At 45.8% G+C, this 20,270-nt stretch carries 19 protein-coding genes; 13 read left to right on the plus strand and 6 right to left on the minus strand.

All coding sequences use genetic code 11. From position 1 onward, the window contains the following. Nucleotide 1 precedes the first annotated feature (1 nt). Nucleotides 2–763 carry an ABC transporter ATP-binding protein gene (locus NYR53_RS31840; RefSeq protein ID WP_261303035.1) on the plus strand — a complete coding sequence of 254 codons (762 nt, stop codon included), beginning with the start codon at nucleotides 2–4 and terminating at the stop codon, nucleotides 761–763. Further along, complete coding sequence (locus NYR53_RS31845; protein WP_261303036.1) at nucleotides 764–1,531, plus strand: ABC transporter permease; 768 nt, start codon at nucleotides 764–766, stop codon at nucleotides 1,529–1,531. It begins immediately after the preceding gene. Between the two features lie 827 nt (nucleotides 1,532–2,358). Here the strand turns inward: NYR53_RS31845 and NYR53_RS31850 are convergent. Further along, the gene (locus NYR53_RS31850) at nucleotides 2,359–2,724 is read right to left on the minus strand and encodes a MerR family transcriptional regulator (RefSeq protein WP_261303037.1); all 366 of its coding nucleotides are present in this window, start codon (nucleotides 2,722–2,724) and stop codon (nucleotides 2,359–2,361) included. 130 nt (nucleotides 2,725–2,854) lie between these two features. On the opposite strand from NYR53_RS31850, the gene NYR53_RS31855 reads away from it, so the two are divergent. From NYR53_RS31855 to NYR53_RS31890, 8 genes are all read left to right on the plus strand, one after another. Further along, complete coding sequence (locus NYR53_RS31855) at nucleotides 2,855–3,493, plus strand: nitroreductase family protein (protein WP_261303038.1); 639 nt, start codon at nucleotides 2,855–2,857, stop codon at nucleotides 3,491–3,493. 580 nt (nucleotides 3,494–4,073) lie between these two features. Next, on the plus strand, nucleotides 4,074–5,534 hold the full coding sequence (locus tag NYR53_RS31860) for an ABC transporter substrate-binding protein/permease (protein ID WP_261303039.1): 1,461 nt from the start codon (nucleotides 4,074–4,076) through the stop codon (nucleotides 5,532–5,534). Next, nucleotides 5,521–6,243 (plus strand): amino acid ABC transporter ATP-binding protein, encoded by a 723-nt coding sequence (locus tag NYR53_RS31865; RefSeq protein ID WP_261303040.1) that lies wholly within the window; start codon nucleotides 5,521–5,523, stop codon nucleotides 6,241–6,243. Before NYR53_RS31860 ends, NYR53_RS31865 begins: the two co-directional genes overlap by 14 nt. A gap of 458 nt (nucleotides 6,244–6,701) precedes the next feature. Further along, nucleotides 6,702–7,571, plus strand: coding sequence for a hypothetical protein (locus NYR53_RS31870; protein ID WP_261303041.1), 870 nt, complete (start codon nucleotides 6,702–6,704; stop codon nucleotides 7,569–7,571). 16 nt (nucleotides 7,572–7,587) lie between these two features. After that, nucleotides 7,588–10,254: an S-layer homology domain-containing protein gene (locus NYR53_RS31875; protein WP_261303042.1), complete on the plus strand. Its 2,667-nt coding sequence runs from the start codon at nucleotides 7,588–7,590 to the stop codon at nucleotides 10,252–10,254. A gap of 133 nt (nucleotides 10,255–10,387) precedes the next feature. Then, nucleotides 10,388–10,561 carry a hypothetical protein gene (locus NYR53_RS31880; protein WP_261303043.1) on the plus strand — a complete coding sequence of 58 codons (174 nt, stop codon included), beginning with the start codon at nucleotides 10,388–10,390 and terminating at the stop codon, nucleotides 10,559–10,561. A gap of 137 nt (nucleotides 10,562–10,698) precedes the next feature. Beyond that, the gene (locus NYR53_RS31885; protein WP_261306594.1) at nucleotides 10,699–10,980 is read left to right on the plus strand and encodes an ArsR/SmtB family transcription factor; all 282 of its coding nucleotides are present in this window, start codon (nucleotides 10,699–10,701) and stop codon (nucleotides 10,978–10,980) included. 67 nt (nucleotides 10,981–11,047) lie between these two features. Then, nucleotides 11,048–12,244, plus strand: a complete 1,197-nt coding sequence (locus tag NYR53_RS31890) for an MFS transporter (protein WP_261303044.1) — start codon at nucleotides 11,048–11,050, stop codon at nucleotides 12,242–12,244. Nucleotides 12,245–12,690: 446 nt separating this feature from the next. Here the strand turns inward: NYR53_RS31890 and NYR53_RS31895 are convergent, their stop codons facing one another. Continuing rightward, nucleotides 12,691–12,927, minus strand: a complete 237-nt coding sequence (locus NYR53_RS31895) for a hypothetical protein (protein ID WP_261303045.1) — start codon at nucleotides 12,925–12,927, stop codon at nucleotides 12,691–12,693. Nucleotides 12,928–13,284: 357 nt separating this feature from the next. On the opposite strand from NYR53_RS31895, the gene NYR53_RS31900 reads away from it, so the two are divergent. The 3 genes from NYR53_RS31900 to NYR53_RS31910 all read left to right on the plus strand — a co-directional run bounded on the left by NYR53_RS31900 (nucleotide 13,285) and on the right by NYR53_RS31910 (nucleotide 15,008). Then, the gene (locus tag NYR53_RS31900; protein ID WP_261303046.1) at nucleotides 13,285–14,019 is read left to right on the plus strand and encodes an SDR family oxidoreductase; all 735 of its coding nucleotides are present in this window, start codon (nucleotides 13,285–13,287) and stop codon (nucleotides 14,017–14,019) included. Nucleotides 14,020–14,049: 30 nt separating this feature from the next. After that, nucleotides 14,050–14,460 (plus strand): MerR family transcriptional regulator, encoded by a 411-nt coding sequence (locus NYR53_RS31905; protein WP_261306595.1) that lies wholly within the window; start codon nucleotides 14,050–14,052, stop codon nucleotides 14,458–14,460. A 224-nt stretch (nucleotides 14,461–14,684) separates the two neighbouring features. Continuing rightward, entirely contained in the window at nucleotides 14,685–15,008 is a 324-nt protein-coding gene (locus NYR53_RS31910; RefSeq protein WP_261303047.1) for an NIPSNAP family protein, read from the plus strand. A gap of 405 nt (nucleotides 15,009–15,413) precedes the next feature. Here NYR53_RS31910 and NYR53_RS31915 read toward each other — a convergent pair whose 3' ends face one another. The 4 genes from NYR53_RS31915 to glmS all read right to left on the minus strand — a co-directional run bounded on the left by NYR53_RS31915 (nucleotide 15,414) and on the right by glmS (nucleotide 20,081). Continuing rightward, nucleotides 15,414–16,496, minus strand: coding sequence for an IS110 family RNA-guided transposase (locus NYR53_RS31915; protein WP_261303048.1), 1,083 nt, complete (start codon nucleotides 16,494–16,496; stop codon nucleotides 15,414–15,416). Between the two features lie 423 nt (nucleotides 16,497–16,919). Further along, complete coding sequence (locus tag NYR53_RS31920; protein WP_261303049.1) at nucleotides 16,920–17,771, minus strand: VOC family protein; 852 nt, start codon at nucleotides 17,769–17,771, stop codon at nucleotides 16,920–16,922. 15 nt (nucleotides 17,772–17,786) lie between these two features. Beyond that, nucleotides 17,787–17,957: a hypothetical protein gene (locus NYR53_RS31925; protein WP_261303050.1), complete on the minus strand. Its 171-nt coding sequence runs from the start codon at nucleotides 17,955–17,957 to the stop codon at nucleotides 17,787–17,789. A gap of 294 nt (nucleotides 17,958–18,251) precedes the next feature. Further along, the gene (gene glmS, locus NYR53_RS31930) at nucleotides 18,252–20,081 is read right to left on the minus strand and encodes a glutamine--fructose-6-phosphate transaminase (isomerizing) (protein ID WP_261303051.1); all 1,830 of its coding nucleotides are present in this window, start codon (nucleotides 20,079–20,081) and stop codon (nucleotides 18,252–18,254) included. Nucleotides 20,082–20,270: the final 189 nt, after the last annotated feature.

The following is a 20,270-nucleotide window of genomic DNA, read 5'->3' on the forward strand; positions in this document are numbered from 1 at the left end:
TATGCAAAACACATCAATTAAAGTGGTTGGCCTGCAAAAGTCCTACAAGCAGCTTCAAGTCTTAAAAGGCGTAGATTTCGAGGTGGAAAAGGGTAGTATTTTCGCCCTGCTCGGTTCCAACGGGGCTGGCAAGACAACGATTGTCAAAATCCTCACCACACTGCTCAAACAAGACAGCGGAACTGCCACCATAAACGGATTCGATGTTGCGTCAAAACCCGAGAATGTACGGCAAGCGATCAGTCTGACCGGGCAATTTGCCGCCGTAGACGAAATCTTGACCGGACGGGAAAATCTGATTATGATTGCCAAATTGCGATACCTCAAAAATCCGCGTCAGGTTGCGGACGATTTGCTTACACGTTTCGGCTTGACAGACGCCGCCGACCGCAGGGCGTCTACTTACTCGGGTGGTATGCGCCGCAGGCTCGACATCGCCTTGAGCCTTGTGGGAAAACCACAGATCATTTTCCTCGACGAGCCGACCACTGGACTTGATCCCGAGTCGCGTATCGAGGTTTGGAAAATTGTTAAGGAGCTTGCCGATGGTGGCACGACGGTACTCCTGACCACGCAGTATTTGGAAGAAGCTGAGCAGCTTGCCGACCGAATTGCCATTTTGCACGAGGGTAGAATTATTGCCAACGGCACGCTTTCGGAGCTTAAAAAGATGTTCCCATCCGCAAAGGTGGAGTATGTTGAAAAACAGCCGACATTAGAAGAGATATTCCTAGCAATCGTCGGCAAAAAGGAGGGAAAGTAAATGGAAACGACAAAGAATCACTTCTTCACCGATATTAGTGTTATGCTTGGACGTTCTATGCGTCATATTTTCCGCAGTATGGATACCATCATCACAGTTTGCATCACTCCAATTGCGATGATGCTGCTGTTCGTCTATGTGTTAGGCGGTGCTATTCAAGCCGGAACGGATAACTATGTGAATTACCTGTTACCAGGTATTCTGCTTATGGCGATCGCAAGCGGAATCGCCTATACGGCTTACCGCCTGTTTATGGATAAGCAGCGGGGCATTTTCGAGCGCTTTCACACCATGCCGATTTCACGTTCCGCCTTGCTTTGGGGGCATGTGCTGACCTCGCTCGTATCCAACGCCATATCGCTTCTCGTCATCGTTCTCGTAGCGTTGATTATGGGCTTTCGTTCGTCAGCAGGCATATTGCCATGGCTTGCCGTAGCAGGCATACTCGCATTGTTTACACTGGCCTTAACTTGGGTCGCGGCGATTTCCGGACTGACCGCAAAAACAATTGAAGGTGCAAGCGCGTTTTCCTATCCACTTATCTTCCTGCCATTTATCAGTTCAGCATTTGTGCCGACCGAGTCGATGCCGTCAATCGTTCGCGCTTTTGCCGAAAACCAGCCGGTGACCTCGATCGTGAACGCCATCCGTGCGCTATTGGCAGATCAGCCGGTGGGCAATGATATATGGGTCGCTCTTGCGTGGTGCGTTGGGATATTGTTCGTAGCCTATTTCTTTGCAATGAGGGTGTATAAAAAACGGGTGTGAAAAAAGATCAGCTTTTACTGAATATAAGGGCGCAGCTGATTAGCAGTGTAAAAGTACGAATGTCGTTATAATCACTTATACTGAACTTACATCAAGAGGGTATTTATCCAATTTACCGTGCTGTGACAATACAGTGGGATCTAAGGAAAGGGTCTACGTAAATGAATTCTACGGATGCAGTGCATTTCCTAAGTGCCGAAATATCGGCTCAGCTTAAAGCACCCAGGTGGTGCTTTTTATTGTGCCTTACGACTCATTTTTGCAGTCTCCTTCAGTCCCACGTCTCGATTCCTTTTTCACTAAACTGCTAACGAAACAATGCTACCGTTTGTGCCGGCAGCCTCGTTTCGTTCTGTTTGAGCTATAGTTCTCGTTAGTGAAATGAATTGTTGTCAGTAGTCTTTTGGATTATCCTTATCGATACTTTTGATAAAAACCCCAAGTCGAGAACAAGATTATATTTACTATTGGTAAGTTGCAATAAATCTTCAACAAAATATGTGCCAAAATCATTGGAGTTATCAGGTTCGCATTCATAAAAGTTATTACATTCTACTGTCCATCCCCCCTGTAATCTTAATGGTTGAATTTCATATGGTTTATTCATAAATTGCACCTCTTCCACTTAGTAGCCTACTTCCACTAACCTCGTTAACGGAGCGAGGCCGCCTATTGATCCTGCGGCAGCCTCGTGATGTGATTTAATTAGTTATCGTTTCCATTATTGTAATGATCCTCTTTTCTACCTGTGATACGGTTCTCCGCGCTTTCTATAACGGCAAGTAGAGGCCATCCTTTGCGAATAGATTTGCCTTGTAATACCACGATTACTGCTTATATTTGCATCGGGTTTGAAAATTTGCCTTGCCCTCTAAAACATTCTTTAAGAATGTTTTTGATGCCTCCAATTGTGCTTCCAGCTCCTGAATATATTTAATTTTTTCCGCAACCAGTGCCTTCTTCTCTATATGTGAACTCTCATTTATGAGTAAAATTAATTCCTGAATCGTAAAACCTAACGTGAGCAGCATTCTCACATCCTGTAAATAATCAACCACTTCTTCATCATATATGCGGTAATTATTTTCATCCCTTGATATAAACTGCTCCGGGATCAACTGTTTGCGTTCATAGAATCGCAAGGTAGATATGGGTAACTCTGTCAGCCTAGAAACTTCATTCGCTTTCATCATCTATTCCCTTCTGAACTTACAATAATTTGTATTTGCTGTGAACCAAGGTTCATAGTTCATACTAACAACATGATAACCAGAGACTATCGCGACTGTCAAAATATCTGGTCACATCAAAAGGAGAGATTACATGCAAAAACATTTCCAGAATAACGATTTTACCAACATTATTACTGGCCGGCGTTCCGTAAAGCTTTACGATGAGGACGTCAAAATTTCAAAGGAAGAATTGCAAGCTATCATAAAAGAAGCAAGCTTAGCGCCTTCATCTGCGAATATGCAACCATGGCGTGTTATCGTAGTTCATTCCCCTGAAGGGAAAAACAAACTTCGGCCTCTTGTACAGTTTAATACGAGACAAAATGATACATCTTCGGCGATGCTCATTATTTTGGGCGATACTCAGAGTGAATTATACGTAGAAGAAATTTATAATAAAGCTGTAGAATTAGGGAAAATGCCTAGCGATGTACGCGACAAGCAGGTCACACAAATTATGAGCATGTTTCCTCAAATACCGAGAGAATTAAAGATCGAAATTGCCAAAGTCGATGCAAGTTTATTTGCCATGCAGCTAATGCTGGTAGCCCGTGCGCATGGATATGACACCAATCCTATGGGTGGCTTTGAACGTGATAAGGTTGTTAGTGCATTTGATCTGGATGACGAACGATATGTACCAGTCATGCTCCTCTCAATCGGAAAGGCGAAAGAAGAGGGCTATGAATCTGTGCGCTTGCATAGTGAGCAAATTACTTTTTGGCGCTAATATGAATTCACATTCCCATTGAACAGAGAAAGTCGGACCGGTAACTGGTCCGACTTTCCTCAACTGTTATGTCCATCTTATGCTAAGAGCTTCTCGAACGTCTCATGCACTTCCTCCGACAACTGAATGCCCAAAGTGTTCACATTCTCGACAACGTGCTCAGGAATGACTTGACGCTACGACAGTGTCTAGACGTCGAGATGTCGCAGCCCATTCATCGATAGGTGGACAGAGCTATTTATTTGACCAGACGCTAGCCCGAAACCTACATACACTTAAATAAATCCATGCCCCGCAAGGAATTTCACAAAAAACTTGCCCTTACTTATGATAAGGTTCTTCTCCGCGCTGTCTGTATCGGCAAATTTTTGCAAGATGGCCCTTACTTCGCTTTATTCAACTAACGTCTTCGTTAGTTGAATACTAAGACCATTATTGTCCATCCCGAAGCAAAGCACGGTATGGAAATCTCTGTGTATGATCGTCCGCATCGAGTCAAGCAGGCAGTTGCATAATCATTCATACTTCTTTATAATTACACGTTGTTCATGTTCATACTACAAGTTAGGAGAGAAACATAGTGAAGAAGCATTACCGTTATACGACGCTGTTATTGTTGATGCTGGTGCTGCTGACCGGCCTTCCTGTTCAGACCACTTATGGGGCAGGTAGCCAGTCGGAGAACACCCTTGTTCTGGGTACCAGCGCTGAATTTGCGCCCTATGAATTTCATAAAACTATAAATGGAAAAGACCAGATCGTGGGCTTTGATATTGATATTGCTCGTGAAATTGCCAAGGACATGGGAGCAAAGCTTATTATTGAGGACATGAGCTTTGATGCCTTGCTGCCCGCTTTGCAAAGTAGCCGGGTTGATCTGGTAATATCCGGAATGACACCAACAGATGAACGCAGGAAAAGTATCGACTTCTCCGACAACTATTACCAATCCAAGCAGGTATTAATGGTTCGTACCGAAGATAAAGAACGCTACAAGAGTATGGATAGCTTGAAGGGTGAAAAGATCGGCGCACAAAAAGGCTCCGTTCAAGAGGAGATTGCGCGATCCATTCAGGAGGCTATTATTACATCTCTTGACCGCATACCGGACCTTGTTCTGCAGTTACAGACGAAACGAATTAATGCCGTCATTCTGGAAGACACCGTTGCCGTCGGTTACCTGCAGAACAGCGCGCTTACACTTGCGGAAGCCGTTCCGGACGATGCACCTGTTCAAGCGGCGATCGGCATCCGCAAAGGCAACACAGAGTTGCTGGCACAAGTCAATTCGACGGTCGCCCGTCTAAAGAGCGAGAACCGTATTACAGAGATGGTTAAACAAGCGAGTATGCTGTCTGTAGATAAGCCGCAATCATCTGGAAATATATTTACAATATTCTGGGAATACCGCAGCTATTACGCGATTGGCCTCGGTTATACGGTGCTGTTGTCTGCGCTTGGCGTCCTGTTTGGCTTCATGATTGGCTTGATCATCAGTCTGCTGCGAATGTCACGTATCCGGGCGATAACCTTGCTGGGTACAACGTATGTTGAGATTTTGCGCGGTACACCTATGTTGGCGCAGCTTTTGATTATCCACTATGGGCTGGCGCTCACGCTGGGGATCAACTTTACCCCGTTGCAGTCAGGTATTATCACGCTGTCCCTGAACAGTTCAGCTTATTTGGCGGAAATTTTCCGTGCGGGTATTCAAGGCGTGGATCGCGGGCAGATGGAAGCAGCCCGTTCGCTTGGAATGAGCAGGTGGCTAGCGATGCGTCATGTTATTTTGCCGCAGGCGTTTAAGTCAGTCCTTCCCGCGATCGGAAATGAGTTTATTACGATTATCAAAGAATCGTCCATTATATCCGTGATCGGAATGGCAGATATTATGTACCAGGCTGGAGTCGTGAAGAATATCACGTACAAGGGACTTAGCCCGCTCATTATTTCAGCTGCGATTTATTTTGTATTGACTTTCACGCTGTCCAAGCTGCTTGGCGCATGGGAACGGAGGATGGGAGCTAGTGATCACCGTTAAAGATTTACGCAAATCATATGGAGAAGCAGAAATTCTCAAAGGAATAGATATCAGCATCGAAGGCGGTGAGGTCGTCGTTGTCATCGGGCCGAGTGGCTCGGGGAAAAGCACCTTTCTGCGCTGCATCAACCTTCTGGAGCAGCCCAGCGGCGGGGAAATCCTGTTTGAAAACGAGTCCATTACCGCCCGTGGGCACAACATTAACGCCACCCGGGAGAAAATGGGCATGGTGTTCCAGCATTTCAACTTGTTTCCGCATAAGACCATTATGCAAAATCTGACCCTGGCACCTACCAAGGTGAAAGGCCTGTCAACCGTTGCAGCGGAGAAAACTGCGTTGAAGCTGCTGCACACTGTTGGACTGGCAGATAAAAAGGATTGCTACCCTTCCCAACTCTCCGGCGGACAACAGCAGCGGATTGCCATTGCACGCGCCTTGGCGATGCAGCCGCATGTGATGCTATTTGACGAGCCGACCTCGGCACTTGATCCGGAAATGGTAGGAGAGGTGCTGGATGTTATGAAGAAGTTGGCTAAAGGTGGCATGACGATGATTATCGTGACCCATGAGATGGGATTTGCCCGTGAAGTAGGCGACAGAATTGTGTTTATGGATAAAGGTGTGATCGTGGAGGAAGGGACTCCTGAGCAAGTGTTTGGAAACCCGTCTAACACCCGCACGAAAGATTTTTTGGCGAAAGTTCTATAGGATAGTTATTTCTTTAGATACGAATTATTATTTAGAGTAAAAAGATTTGCCTTAGAGACACTGTTCTCTGAGGCTCTTTTGTTTGAGTACCTGCATAAACCTATCCATCTAGTTTAACGATTCGAGCTTTCTTGCAGCTTAAGGCTGTCGAGAAAGTATCGGCAGCTTTTTTAACCACAGAATTTATATGTTTTTGGGGGAAGCGAAGCTTACCCCTTATTTATATTCGTTTTGTTTAATACGACACTGCGTTAGTCTGGTGCAATATAAGTGACTTATACAAAGTATCAAAATGGGATTTTTTTTAACCAGTTTTAAACTTGTCTTGCTAAACTGTTCAAGTGGTTAACTATTGCAAGAAGAGGGAGATCGACATGAAACAATTAGCAAGAAGCTGGAAAGTTGTCCTTGCAGCCATTCTCTTGGCGGCTATATTTCCCCGTCAGGCGGATGCAGCGATGAACAGAGCATTCAACACCGCCCTGGTCGGCGATATCGTCAATTTTGCAGGCAAGCAGTGGATCGTGCTAGATCCGGCAACCAGTTATGTGATGGAGGTAGGCTTTGAAGATGCCCGCCCGTTTGATTCAGCGGCCGCTTCCTATTTTGACCCGACCAAGAGCAGTAATATTGGAAACTGGCTGAATACGACGTTTTATAATGGCCTTCCCAATAAGGAATATATCCAAAATACCGTATGGACTTTGAGGCCGGAAATGGTTGATTCTGAAGGGGTGGTACACCAATTTACTGTAACGGCTAACTTCGCTCTGCCAACTGCCGATGATTGGGCTAATATTAAACACTACTTCGGTTGGATGTCACAAAAGGCATTCTGGACATTTTCGCCCGATACTAACTTTGAATTTAACAAATTAATTGGCACGAATGGCGGGGGTTATCCCGTCGCAGCTAATAGTACGGGAGTCTATGTTCGTCCAGTCCTGCACTTCAAGCAAGGTTTGTATCTGACACCGGGTGGCGACGTCACAGACAGTGCGGGAACCGTAGGATCAGCTGAGATTGCAAATGGCAGTATCGGTTCACAGCATCTTTCAGATATCGTAAAAATGAATCAAAGCCCCGTCTTTACTGTCGTCCAGGGACAGTCGTTCAACCTGGTGGTGGCCGGAAGTGAGGACTTGGCGGATGGTTTAAGTTCAGGGGGCGTGACTGTCAGAAATGGAGATATAGGGGACGGATATATTCAATTGTCTGGCGTGCTACCGACAAACGGCATTCAGGTACTGAAGCTTGGGGGATATTCGTTCGTGTTTCAAGTAATCCCGGCGCCGAACACTTCTACTGTAACGGCTACTTTCAATTAAGCAGGGGCGATCGAGAATGGGAAAATACCGCTATATATGGATCACCTGCATCTTTTGGCTGATGCTCGCTTGTCATGCTTTCGCTTCAACAGCTTTATCTAACGGACAGCTGGTTAGCGACGGATCTACGGTACACGAGGTCAATTTGACGGTAGCTGTCATGGATACATCAGGCAACTACATTTACCGTGGTGCCGACGTTGCAGTCTTCGAAGGAGCTTCTAAGAGCGGTCCCTTTACTGCGAAATCAGGCAAATTAACACGAGTCCTAACAGATAGTACGAGCATAGCTGTTGCTCTGGGCAGCGCAGCAGACTATGAAGCGGGCAAATGGTATAAAATAGGCTACCGAATCCTATACAGCCCAATTGGACAGGGCTCCGATACGATCGTGATCGGCGAGCAAGCGAATGGCAAAGACGGGTGGAAATTAGCGCAAGATGGAGCCGGGTACGATTTAATGTTTTCAGTATATAAAGCACCCCCGAGCGCGCCAGTGATCAGTGCTGACCCAGTTGCGCCAACGAATGGCGTAGTGACGGTCACGATCAATTATCCGAGCGATGCCGTGCAGAAGAAATACCGGATCGGATCAGGTTCGTGGCAGGATTATACGGGACCGATCAGCATTGTGGAAAATGGGACCGTTGATGCGTACGCCGTTGATGCAGCAGGCAACCAGAGCGAGCAACGATCGTACACTGTTAGCAATATTGACAAGACACCACCTGTAATTATTCCCTATGTGACGGGAATTACGGTATCCCCTAAATCAGTTCAACTGAAGCTGGGCAGCCAAGAGAACCGGCAACTGCAAGTCACCGCAGCCGTGTCGGACAACACGACACGCGATGTGACGGCTGCACTCGAAGGGACCACTTACGCGAGCAGTGATATGAACGTTGCGACGATTTCACTTAACGGCCTCATCGCCGCTAAACAAGCAGGTCAGTCTGTTATTACCGTCACAAACGGAGTTTACAGTGACACTGTGAACCTCACGATTAGCCCGGCGGATGTGATCGTCAATCCGCCGCCACCGGCGACACCTCCCTATGTGACGGGAATTACGGTATCCCCTAAATCAGTTCAACTGAAGCTGGGCAGCCAAGAGAACCGGCAATTGCAAGTCACAGCAGCCATGTCGGATAACACGACACGCGATGTGACGGCTGCACTCGAAGGTACCACTTTTGCTAGCAGCGACGTGAACGTTGCGACGGTTTCACTTAACGGCCTCATCGCCGCTAAACAAGCAGGACAGTCTGTTATTACCGTCACAAACGGAGTTTACAGTGACACTTTGAACCTCACGATTAGCCCGGCGAATGTGATCGTCAATCCGCCACCACCGGCGACACCTCCCTATGTGACGGGAATTACGGTATCACCGAAATCTGTTCAACTGAAGCTGGGCAGCCAAGAGAACCGGCAATTGCAAGTCACAGCGGCCATGTCGGATAACACGACTCGCGATGTGACGGCTGCATTCGAAGGTACCACTTTTGCTAGCAGCGACGTGAACGTTGCGACGGTTTCACTTAACGGCCTCATCGCCGCTAAACAAGCAGGACAATCCGTCATTACAGTTACGAACGGAGTCTATCAAGATAACGTGAAGGTTACGGTTAGCCCGGTCGATGTCATCGTCAAAACGCCTCCCAGCGATACGTCAAATGGAAATATACCATCAGGAGCAGAGAATCCTATGATTCCATCAGCAGCTACAGTGATGAGTGCCGAGCGTGAAATCCGAGCGACTGAAGGCGGTACGGTCAAGCTAGATAATGTCGTATCCATCGATATTCCGGATGGTGCCTTATCTAAGGATGGTAAGATTACCATAGTGGTAATACCGACAGAACATGCCCCGGCATTCTCGGGGATGAGCCGTTTAAGTCCTATTGTAGAATTCACTAGCAGTGAGAATAACGCATTCCAAAAGCCGTTAAAGCTGAGCTTCAGCTATGAGTCACAAAACATAGAAAAAGGAAAAGTTCCTGCTGTATTCTACTATAATGAGAATCAAGCGCGTTGGATCTATGTTGGTGGGCAAGCTGGGCAGGACGGTTCCATCGTGATGGAAATCAATCATTTTACCAAATTCGGGGTTTTCGCGGTTAGCTTGAAGGTATTCTCTGATCTTTCAGGGCATTGGTCGCAAGCCTATGCACAACGTTTAATTGGCATGGGGGCCATTCATGGGTATGAGGACGGAACGTTCCGGCCTGACCAAACGGTTACCCGAGCGGAGTTCGTCAAATTGCTCGCGGACTTGCTCGCTTTGAAGCCGGCTGCTGGCTCAACAGCATTTTTAGACAGCACGTCGATCCCTGATTGGGCTAAAGATGCAGTTGGCTCGGCCGTTCAAGCAGGCTGGGTTCAGGGAGATGGAGTCCAAGGCCATGCGCAGTTTAAACCCAATGAGCCTGTGACTCGAGCCGAAATCGCGATGATCTTCTCAAGAATATTACCATCGCATTCTGACTCCGCTACTCCCGTTCAAACGGTGTTTTCCGATCAAGTGAGCATACCGGAGTGGGCTCACCCAGCCATTCAATGGATCGCCTCTCAGCATCTGATTAACGGGTATCCGGACGGATCCTTCAGAGCTGAGGAACCGGCCACAAGAGCCGAAACGGTGAAGATGTTGAGTATGCTTCTGTCAGCACTTCATCTTTAATTTTTAGCTCAAGGCTGATTTGCTGCACGAGAAATACAACAAAAATGATTTACTCACTGCGCCACGAAGTTTCCATCCTAAGACTTAAAAAGCACCGCGACTCCATTTCTGACCGAAAGGAGTACGCGGTGCTTTGTCGTTCGCACGTATCTACAGCTTAAAGGTTAAGTTCGAGTTTGGGCGTTATTACAACGGTTATTCGTTTTATGTCGATGCGGCTAAGCGAATCTACAATCCGGATAGGGTGTTGTACTTCTTTAACGGAATTCAACGAAAATTCCCCCATCCTCTACAGGTGGCGGGATGAATCGCTGGAAATGGATCGACCAATCACAGCTTCAATCCAAGCGAATGAAAATAACCCTATTTACTTTTATCCTAAGGTATGGTACTTTTATTTCGACAGATATAGAAATAATGACAATAAGCAAAGGTGAGGTAACGATGGTCGAGGATAACGCGGAGGTACGGCAAGCCGTCAAAGTATACAAAGCACTAGGAGAACCGACCCGGCTTAAAATTGCCCTGTTGCTTACCGAAGAGAGGAATTTGTGCTGCTCCGATATCGGAAGCAAGCTGGAATCCATCGCTGGCTCGACACTATCCCATCACCTGAAGCAATTGACGGATTGCGGTCTGCTCGATCTCCGTAAGGATGGAACGTATATCTACTACAGCGTGAACCGCGAAATAGCACAAAAGTATGCACCGTATTTGCTGGAATAATTTTTTGTCATTATTTCTATATTTCTAGAAATATAGAAGATCGGACAGAGAGAGGAGTAAGAAAATCATGTCATACGCTTGGAAAATTTACATGTTGGCCGCCGTCAGTTTTCTTGTCGGAACGTCGGAGTTTATCATCGCAGGCATTTTGGATAAAGTTGCGGAGGATATCGGTGTCTCGGTGTCCGCTGCAGGACAGCTCATTACCGTTTTCTCGCTCGCTTACGCTTTCGGGACCCCTATCCTTATGGCCGTTACTGCCCGCTTGGAGCGACGGAAGCTGCTGCTTTACTCACTCGGCCTTTTCGTAATAGGAAACGGAATCACCTTTATTTTGCCCGGATATGAATCTCTAATCGGATCTCGGATCATCTTGGCACTCAGTACCGGGGTGTTTGTCGTTACGGCCATGACCGTAGCCTCCAAGATGGCTCCGCCTGAAAAGCAAGGCAGCGCCATAGCGACACTCGTTATGGGCTTCAGTACCTCGCTGATCATCGGCGTTCCTCTTGGAAGAGTTGTCGCTTCCGCCTACGATTGGAAAACAATTTTCGGGGGAATCGGCGTACTCGGGCTGTTCGCTATGCTTGTTATTGCCTTCACGATTCCGCAAACGGATGGCGAAGAGCCAGTGCCGCTTCGCAAACAGTTGGCGCTGTTGAAGGAACGAAAAATCGTTTTGGCCTTGTCTGTAACCTTCTTCTGGATCGGTGGATATTCGATTGCCTATACGTACATTTCGCCATTTCTACTTACCGTTACGGGAATGAGCGAAAAATGGGTGAGCATCGGATTGTTCGCTTTCGGCATCGCAAGCTTGATCGGCTCTAAGCTCGGAGGCTATAGCACAGACAAATGGGGATTCCCCCGCACGCTGGTCGGCGGCATGCTGCTGCACGCAGTAGCTCTAATCCTGTTATCGCTGGCAGCTCTATCCCCTGCTCTCGTGTTCCCGCTTCTAATGCTCTGGTCGTTCTCGGCCTGGTCGTCGGGTCCTACGCAGCAGGTTCATTTAATTACGCTTGCTCCGCAAGCTTCCGGCATTATGCTTAGTCTAAACATGTCGGTCGTGCAGCTTGCCATGGCCGCCGGAGCGGGGATCGGGGGCATCGTCATAGAGCAAGCGTCGTTACCGGCCATCAGTTGGATTGGGGCGGCGGGAGTTACCATCGCCGCAGGGACAGCCGCCGCATCGCTCGGACTATCTCGCTCCCATTCGCGTAGGAAGTTGGAAGAGCGAAATTTGAGGGAAGCGGAAGCCTGATTGAACAAATAGGAAGCCAAATTTCACGATAGCTCTTCACTGTTCCGCAGAAGGCTGCCGATCCCCCGGTAGCCTTCTCTTTTGGAAGGCCTATACATTCGGAAAGATATGGTTGAGGTGTTTGTCGTAACACTCAAAGACCCGATGAGTAGTCGTAGTCGTTTTGCTTGTCCCACTTGGTTTACTAGATTGGCTAGTTTTAATGCCCAAACCAATAATGTTGAATTCCTCCTTTATCACCTAAAAAGCCCCACTTAGTCTTATTTACCTGGCTTACTAAAGAAAATAAGAGTTCCATATTCTTCAATGATGTGTACTTTCAAGAAGAAAGTTCAGCCCAGATGAGAAAGCCCGAATGGTACTGGTGTCGAGAGAAAATAAAGTAATAGACTGCCACTGTTTGATTGAACTATCGTACCCGTTAGCTTAGTCATATAAGTTTCTTTTTATGGACCTTTAATCTTGATTGATAATTTTTGAAATAAATTCTCTCCTGCTGATTTAAATGTTTTATTCCTACTTATAAACTCTTCTACTTCTGATAATTTTGCAGGCCGATAACCTGGACCGTTGCATCCACAGGAATGATACGTGAATCCGTTATTATACAGAAATTCTGCTTTTGTCCATTGCTTCTTATCATCTTGCCTTGGTGCTTTGAAATCATGGCCCATATCTTTCATAATTTCATTGCACTGGGGACATTTATAAAGTCTATTTTTATTCTCCGTTTCACTAAGTTCAAGATTAGATGTCTTGAGACAATAAAGTATTAGACTGGATGTATTGAATTCGCGCGATTTTTCGATTTACAAACCGTCACACTCCGAAAAAAAAGTATTAGACTAACCTAAAAAATGAAACAACAGCAGCCATGGAAAGAAAATAAAGTTCTAGACTGCTGCTGTTTTATTGAACTAACGCCCCCAATAGTCCAATAACAGGACATTCTATCTTGAATGTTGCTCTTGACTTGGAGTGTACTCCAAGTTGTATAGTGATCGTAAGTCAAGTAAATATCACTTTTAGGAGGAGTAATCATGAGCACATCAAAAATAGTTTTGATCACTGGCGGAAACAAAGGTATTGGTCTTGAGACTGCTAGGCAATTGGGCAAACTAGGATTCACAATATTGCTCGGTTCAAGAGATGAAGCAAGGGGACAGGAAGCGACGGCTACCCTGACGGCTGAGAACATAAATGCAAAGGCAATTACCCTGGACATAACAGACTTGGATACAATACAATCCGCAGTAAAACAAATTGATGATCAGTATGGAGCTCTTGATGTTCTGATTAATAACGCTGGCGTGTGCTTGGAAAGTGGTCTTCCTCCGAGTCAACACGAATTAACTGTTCTAAGGAATACTTATGAGACAAATGTTTTCGGCAGTTTTTCTGTCACTAAGGCAATGCTCCCCTTGATTAAAAAATCGCCTGCTGGCAGAATTGTAAACCTTTCAAGTGGCTTGGCTTCCTTGACCGAGTATAATACCCCGGAATCGGATGCCGAAAAATACGGAGTAAATTTGCTCGCCTACATGAGTTCGAAAACGGCTGTCAATGCACTAACAGTCTTGTTTGCCAAAGAATTAAAAGATACGCCGATCAAGATAAATTCAGCTGATCCAGGGTACACAGCTACGGATTTGAATGGGCATACGGGTTATCGTACCGTTGAACAGGGCGCTTCCATTGTCGTGAAACTCGCCACCCTTCTGGGCGATGGTCCGAACGGCGGTTTCTTTGATGAGAACGGAGTGATACCGTGGTAATACGTCAGGAGGTGCGGCAAAGTGATCGACATGCCCGAAACCGTAAGCTCAATTAAACAGGCGGCTGAATTCACGGGTCTGTCGGAAGATACGATCCGCTATTACGAGAAAATCGGCTTACTTCCGTATGCCGACCGCAAAGCAAGCGGACACAGAACGTACAGTAAACATCAATTGGAAGGCATGGTCTTTTTAACGAGACTCAAAGCAACCGGAATGACACTGGAAGAAATGAAGCGTTTCCGCAAGCTTTACGAAATGGGTGAAGCTTCACTCCCTCAGAGAGTCTCCATTCTAATCGAACACAAGAATAGAATTCAGAACGAGATTGACAGATTACTGGAGACACAAAGGATGATTGATTACAAAATTGACACTTATAAAGAGGTCCTTGTAAATCCGGATTTAAACAAAAAATGGAAATCCCCATTTGCCGATTGAGAGCTTTCTTATTGAACTCTTCTGCCCTTTAATCAACGGGTGCAAGTCTAATACTTTGATATGAACGAAACCTGTCATGCGCCTTTGTTGCTCTCTAGTTTTTGACAAACTTAAATAAAAGTCTGTCAAGATTGTGCCTAGCGTTTTTTTATATTGCCTTCCCATTAAAATTCATGCTACTTTAAGAGCAGATCGCACAAAACAGGAGTAATGAAAGCGAGGGAATGGTCATGCTGTACGAGCTGCGTATTTACACGATGTACGAGGGTAAAATGGAAGCCATTCAACAGCGTTTCAGCCAGCATACGCTCACGATCTTTGAGCGGCTGGGGATAAAAGTAACCGATTTCTGGATCGATCAAACTGGCCTTTCGAAGCTGTATTACGTATTGGCATATAAAGATACGGACGAACGTCAGCAGCTTTGGGGCACATTCCGGCAAGATCCCGAGTGGATCGAGGTGAAACGCAAGTCAGAAGAGGATGGGCCGATTATTGAAAATATCCAAGAGATTTTCATGAATCGTGCTTCATTTTTTACACCGTAGATCAGTGTTCTATCGGATGCAAGCAAAGGTTCGTGTGCGCTGCCTCAGGGTTAGTGCTTTCCTTGACAGGGGCCCTGATCTTCCATACTTCAAGGGTTTTACCGGCCTGCCTTACGGCGAGTAACGGGTGCAGGGAGTGTACTCCCTGCGTTTCCCCTTTAGGGGGACGGAAGGGGGGATCATTCTTTAGCTCGGAGGCAAAAGCAAATCGCTGGTTAGCAATCTGATATTCGTGAATTCTCACACATTCTACATACGTCTGAAGAGTTTACCGCTAACTATTTACGGGCATCAGCCAAAAAACTTGCTCAAAAGTATTACGCGGATTTTCTCTTCACCTTGCCTGATTCTGACTCCGAGATAAAAAATGATCCCGACCCCTCATCACCACCTCTCCAAATTTAATCATGCTTTACTTAACCCAACCCAGAACGCAATAGCAACGGTAATTGCTCCCTTATGTTTCCCTATACGTATCATACTTTTATATTTCTTGTGTAGACGATTCTGTACTTCCCAAGCGATAGCTTGTACCTCTGGTGGCAGACCGGCAATGCGCTCTCTCATCGTCCTCTTAACCGAGGGACTGTGGCGGTAGCTCCAAGCTAATTCCACTAATACTCTTCGGAGATGGGCGTTGCCGGTCTTCGTAATCTTACCTTGCCAGCGGCTATCTCCGGTAGAGCTTTCACTAGGTACAAGCGCGCAATAGCTCATGAAAGATGTGGGGTTCGGAAAACGCGATATATTGCAAATCTCCGATGCAAGTGTTGTTGCTGTAAGAACTGCTACGCCTCGTAATGCTTGTAACGCTTGGATGAGTGGAGCTTGTACATTCGTTTTTGCTTGTTGTTCAATTTCCTTTTCATACCTTTTGATTCTTTCTTTCGTTTCCCATATGGTTTGGCGGTACTCTTGAAAAGCAAGACGCTGGCAGTCGTCTGTAAATTTCAACGCCTCAAGCCACGCTTCGTAAGCATACGTCCATGGTGTAGAGCCCTTCGGATCTACAAGCTGGTTTCGTAACAGAAACTTTCCTATCCGTTGCTTGTGCCGGTTCAAATCTTCCTTCGCATCTTCCCTGGCACGAACTAAGTCTCGTAGCGCTTCATCCTCGGGTGTGGGGGCGTAGACAGATGTGAGCTCGCCAGCGCGAAACAATTGCGCCAAACGCAAAGCGTCCCTTTTGTCTGTCTTTACCCGATCTCCTGCACGTTTAAGAATTAGAGAGGGAGCAACGACGGTACACGAAATTGCCATCTCCAACAGCCAACGGTAGAGTACATATCCTGTAGGTCCGGCTTCATAGCATACTTCCAGTACAATTTCTTCTGTTTTGCGTAGTTGCTGCATAAGTTTGCGGACGGCTTCTTTCGTATGCGGAATCGTCCCCCAATAGCGAGACTCTTGTCTACCTTCTTCTGCGATAGCAACTGCGATTTTGGATTTAGACACGTCTAGGCCGACGTATTTTGTGGAAATACTCATAGTAGTAACCAACTCCTTTTTGTTTTGTAGCTCTGATTTGGCAACCAATGGTTCACTGACTCACTGTACAATGCCATTGTTTCCAAATTAACCTACGTAGAAGCAAACTGGGATGTTGGTTTCGTTCATTATAACTATTTTATCTAACAATTGGAGAAATCAATTTGACTTAAGCGATTGGTTTACGAATTAGCCTAATTCTATCGCCTAACGTAGATGCCATCCTCATCTCCCTTTCATAAAAAAAATATCCCGATGAAGTATTTATCATCGGGACTTTTCTGAGGGGTAATTTCCCGTCTCTAAGGACGACTTTGCGAAGCTGACCAAGATTCCGATCGCGGTCTACTATGGACCAAGATCTGCAAGCGTGTAAAGACCGATTCCAATTCCCGAATTCATAATTCGTCCCTCGACCTCCGCTTAAATCAGCAAGAGAATTCGGTTCCCAGATGGATCGCTTGTAGCAAATGCACTATTTTCTTCTGAAACGGGTACACCAATATTTTGCAGATTAGCTACAGCGCGATCTCTTGCTGCAGCATTGGGATAGATTAAAGTAAACGATTGAAGACCGACGCTGTTTTCAGATGGTTTGGGTGCCCCTACACCGTTCCATGTATTCAATCCAATGTGGTGATGGTATTTTCCCGTTGAAATAAAAAGCGCCTGCGTCCCATATCGATTTACAACCTCGAAACCGAGTCCCTTCACATAAAACTCCTCTGTCTTTACCAATTCCGATACATGCAAATGGATATGGCCCATCATGGTATCAGCCGGCAATCCATTCCATGCCTGTTGCTTCACCCCTGAAAGAAGGTCCCTGAAATCCAATGGGTCAACAGCCATTTCCACTTCGCCATGATTCCATTTCCATTCCGAAGGTTCACGATCTCTATAAATTTCGATCCCGTTTCCATCTGGGTCTGACAAGTAAAGGGCTTCGCTGACAAGATGGTCCGAAGATCCGAACCGAAGTCCAATATTGGCAAAATGCTGAACAATTTGAGCCAAATCGGAACGTGTAGGAAGAAGTAGGGCGAAATGGTACAGCCCTGTCGTTTTCCCCTGCATTGGTGCAACGTTATCCGGTTGTTCGATGGATAACAGTATCGTTTTTCCATCCGCTGTAAGGTTTGCTGATTTTTCTGTTTGTTCCAGGACCTTAAAGCCAATGACTTCTTGATAAAACTTCAAAGCACATTCTAAGTCTTGAACCTTAAGGTTCACTTGCCCGACATTAGTGTTCGGTTCCCGGTGAAAATCACTCATGATACGCACCCCTTCTTAAGCATTTTTCGAGCGATAAATAATATTTTCTAATGCCCAGAATGATTTGTTCTTCAGGGCAAGATAGATGGAAATTGCAAACAAAGCCACTTCAAGTTCATAACCAGCCATCTGTCCGTTTCCAAGGAACCCGACCGCGAGTTTAACCTTGAGAGTTGCAACAGCCAAGATAAGCGCGAATAAACCGGCAACAACCCTTGTTCCTTCTATCGCCTAATGTAGATGCCATCCTCATCTCCCTTTTATAAAAGAAAAATGTCCCGATGAAGTATTTATCATCGGGACTTTTCTAAGGAGTATTTTCCGAGTTTTTTTACATAGGACATCGCTGTGATGTCATCAAAAATATCCGAGTTACAATCTTTCTGCAGAGTTACAAGTTATTTTTATCAGTTACATTGTTTATTTTTCAGTTACACACAATATTTAACGCATTCACAGCAGTGTCTAATTAACCAAAACCTACTCCACCGTCACGCTCTTCGCCAAATTACGAGGCTTATCAACATCATTACCACGCGCCAACGACGCGTAATACGAAAGCAGTTGTAGCGGTATGACCGACAACGCAGGCGATAGAACATCCAGCGTCTTCGGAATAACGAAGGTGCTATCTACAGACTTCTGCAGCTCCAACTCGCCTTCAACGGCAATTCCGAGTACATTTGCGCCGCGAGCTTTCACTTCTTTAATATTGCTTACCGTTTTCTCAAGCAGTTCATGCTGAGTAGCCAACGCAATCACCGGAACACCATCCTCGATGAGCGCTAGTGTACCGTGCTTCAATTCGCCTGCGGCATAAGCCTCAGAGTGAATGTAAGAAATCTCTTTCAGCTTCAAAGAGCCTTCCATCGCTACAGCATAATCCAAGCCTCTTCCGATGAAGAAGAGATTATCGTGCTTAGCCATCTCCTCAGCAACTACTTTAATGGCTTCCGCTTGCGCCAAAATTTCTTCCACTTGAGCCGGCAGCTCTTTCAATGCTTTAACCGCTTCTTTAATCTCATCCGATGTTTGTGTTCCTAACGTTTGAGCCAGGTGCAAGCCAAGCAGATAGAAAGCAATTAACTGAGAAGTATATCCCTTAGTAGACGCAACTGCAATTTCAAGGCCCGCCCAAGTTGTGATCACATCATCTGCTTCACGTGCTACTGAGCTTCCTACCACATTTGTTATGGCCATAACATGCGCACCACAACGTTTAGCTTCACGAAGCGCAGCAAGCGTATCAGCCGTCTCACCAGACTGGCTAACTACGATGACAAGTGTATCCTTCGTGATAATCGGTGAACGATAACGATATTCCGAGGCAACATCCGTTTCCACCGGAATGCGCGCCAATTTCTCAATAACATACTTGCCAACCATACCGGCATGATAGGCTGTACCACAAGCGACAATATGAACACGACTAATGTTGCGAATCGCTTCAGCAGTAATCGTAAGCTCGTTCAGCGTCACGCTAAGACCATCTGGGGAAATACGGCTGCCCATTGTGTCACGGTAAGCTTTGGGTTGGTCATAGATTTCTTTCAACATAAAGTGATCAAATCCGGCTTTTTCAGCCGTTACAATGTCCCAATCGACATGAAACATTTCCCTGGAAATAAAATTCCCCTCTAAAGTCATTAATTCGACACCATCGCGCGTCAATAGCGCCATTTCGCCATCATTCAAAATAAACACATTACGTGTATATTCAAGAATAGCAGGGATATCCGAACCAATGAAGTTCTCGCCTTCGCCAATACCGATAATCAAAGGACTAGCCTGACGCACAGCGACAAGGCGATCCGGCTCATATTCGGTCAGTACGCCTAGTGCGAATGCACCTGTCATATGCTTAACAGCTTTTTGAACGGCTTTGAGGATATCTCCTTCATACAAATCAGCGATTAAGTGAGAAATAACTTCTGTATCCGTCTCAGATACAAATTTATGACCTTTCGCAGTCAACTCTTCTTTGAGGCTAATATAATTTTCGATAATGCCGTTATGCACAACCGAAAATTTCATCGAATTATCCGTATGAGGATGAGAGTTCACATCCGAAGGCTTACCGTGTGTCGCCCAACGCGTATGTCCGATTCCAACGCTTCCGGTCAGTGGAGTTTCATCCAGCTTGGATTCAAGATTCGCGATACGGCCTTTTGCCTTCTTAATTTGTAAACCATCAGCCGTGTACACAGCTACACCTGCAGAGTCATAGCCTCTATATTCGAGCTTTTTGAGCCCTTCCAATAAAATTTCCTGAGAATTACGCTTTCCAATATAACCAACAATTCCGCACATAGTAGTACCTCCATAGTTTTATAAGCCTCTTTTATTAGGGCTATTTTTCAAAGATCCTGTTTTAATAAATCAATCAGATAGACAAGAAAAACGGCGAATCAAATAAACCATATATAAGGACGAACATTACGTTTTATAAATAAATAATTAAGTAGATGTTGGATACTTGTCAGCCTGGTCGCCCAAACG

The sequence above is a fragment of the Paenibacillus andongensis genome (genome assembly GCF_025369935.1).
GTDB lineage: Bacteria > Bacillota > Bacilli > Paenibacillales > NBRC-103111 > Paenibacillus_E > Paenibacillus_E andongensis.

Bases quoted from the DNA above. Each gene is read 5' to 3' on its own strand.
- NYR53_RS31840 (WP_261303035.1), top strand. From the start codon at position 2: ATGCAAAACACATCAATTAAAGTGGTTGGCCTGCAAAAGTCCTACAAG.
- NYR53_RS31845 (WP_261303036.1), top strand. From the start codon at position 764: ATGGAAACGACAAAGAATCACTTCTTCACCGATATTAGTGTTATGCTT.
- NYR53_RS31850 (WP_261303037.1), bottom strand. From the start codon at position 2,724: ATGATGAAAGCGAATGAAGTTTCTAGGCTGACAGAGTTACCCATATCT.
- NYR53_RS31855 (WP_261303038.1), top strand. From the start codon at position 2,855: ATGCAAAAACATTTCCAGAATAACGATTTTACCAACATTATTACTGGC.
- NYR53_RS31870 (WP_261303041.1), top strand. From the start codon at position 6,702: ATGAACAGAGCATTCAACACCGCCCTGGTCGGCGATATCGTCAATTTT.
- NYR53_RS31875 (WP_261303042.1), top strand. From the start codon at position 7,588: ATGGGAAAATACCGCTATATATGGATCACCTGCATCTTTTGGCTGATG.
- NYR53_RS31885 (WP_261306594.1), top strand. From the start codon at position 10,699: ATGGTCGAGGATAACGCGGAGGTACGGCAAGCCGTCAAAGTATACAAA.
- NYR53_RS31890 (WP_261303044.1), top strand. From the start codon at position 11,048: ATGTCATACGCTTGGAAAATTTACATGTTGGCCGCCGTCAGTTTTCTT.
- NYR53_RS31895 (WP_261303045.1), bottom strand. From the start codon at position 12,927: ATGAAAGATATGGGCCATGATTTCAAAGCACCAAGGCAAGATGATAAG.
- NYR53_RS31900 (WP_261303046.1), top strand. From the start codon at position 13,285: ATGAGCACATCAAAAATAGTTTTGATCACTGGCGGAAACAAAGGTATT.
- NYR53_RS31905 (WP_261306595.1), top strand. From the start codon at position 14,050: ATGCCCGAAACCGTAAGCTCAATTAAACAGGCGGCTGAATTCACGGGT.
- NYR53_RS31910 (WP_261303047.1), top strand. From the start codon at position 14,685: ATGGTCATGCTGTACGAGCTGCGTATTTACACGATGTACGAGGGTAAA.
- NYR53_RS31915 (WP_261303048.1), bottom strand. From the start codon at position 16,496: ATGAGTATTTCCACAAAATACGTCGGCCTAGACGTGTCTAAATCCAAA.
- NYR53_RS31920 (WP_261303049.1), bottom strand. From the start codon at position 17,771: ATGAGTGATTTTCACCGGGAACCGAACACTAATGTCGGGCAAGTGAAC.
- glmS (WP_261303051.1), bottom strand. From the start codon at position 20,081: ATGTGCGGAATTGTTGGTTATATTGGAAAGCGTAATTCTCAGGAAATT.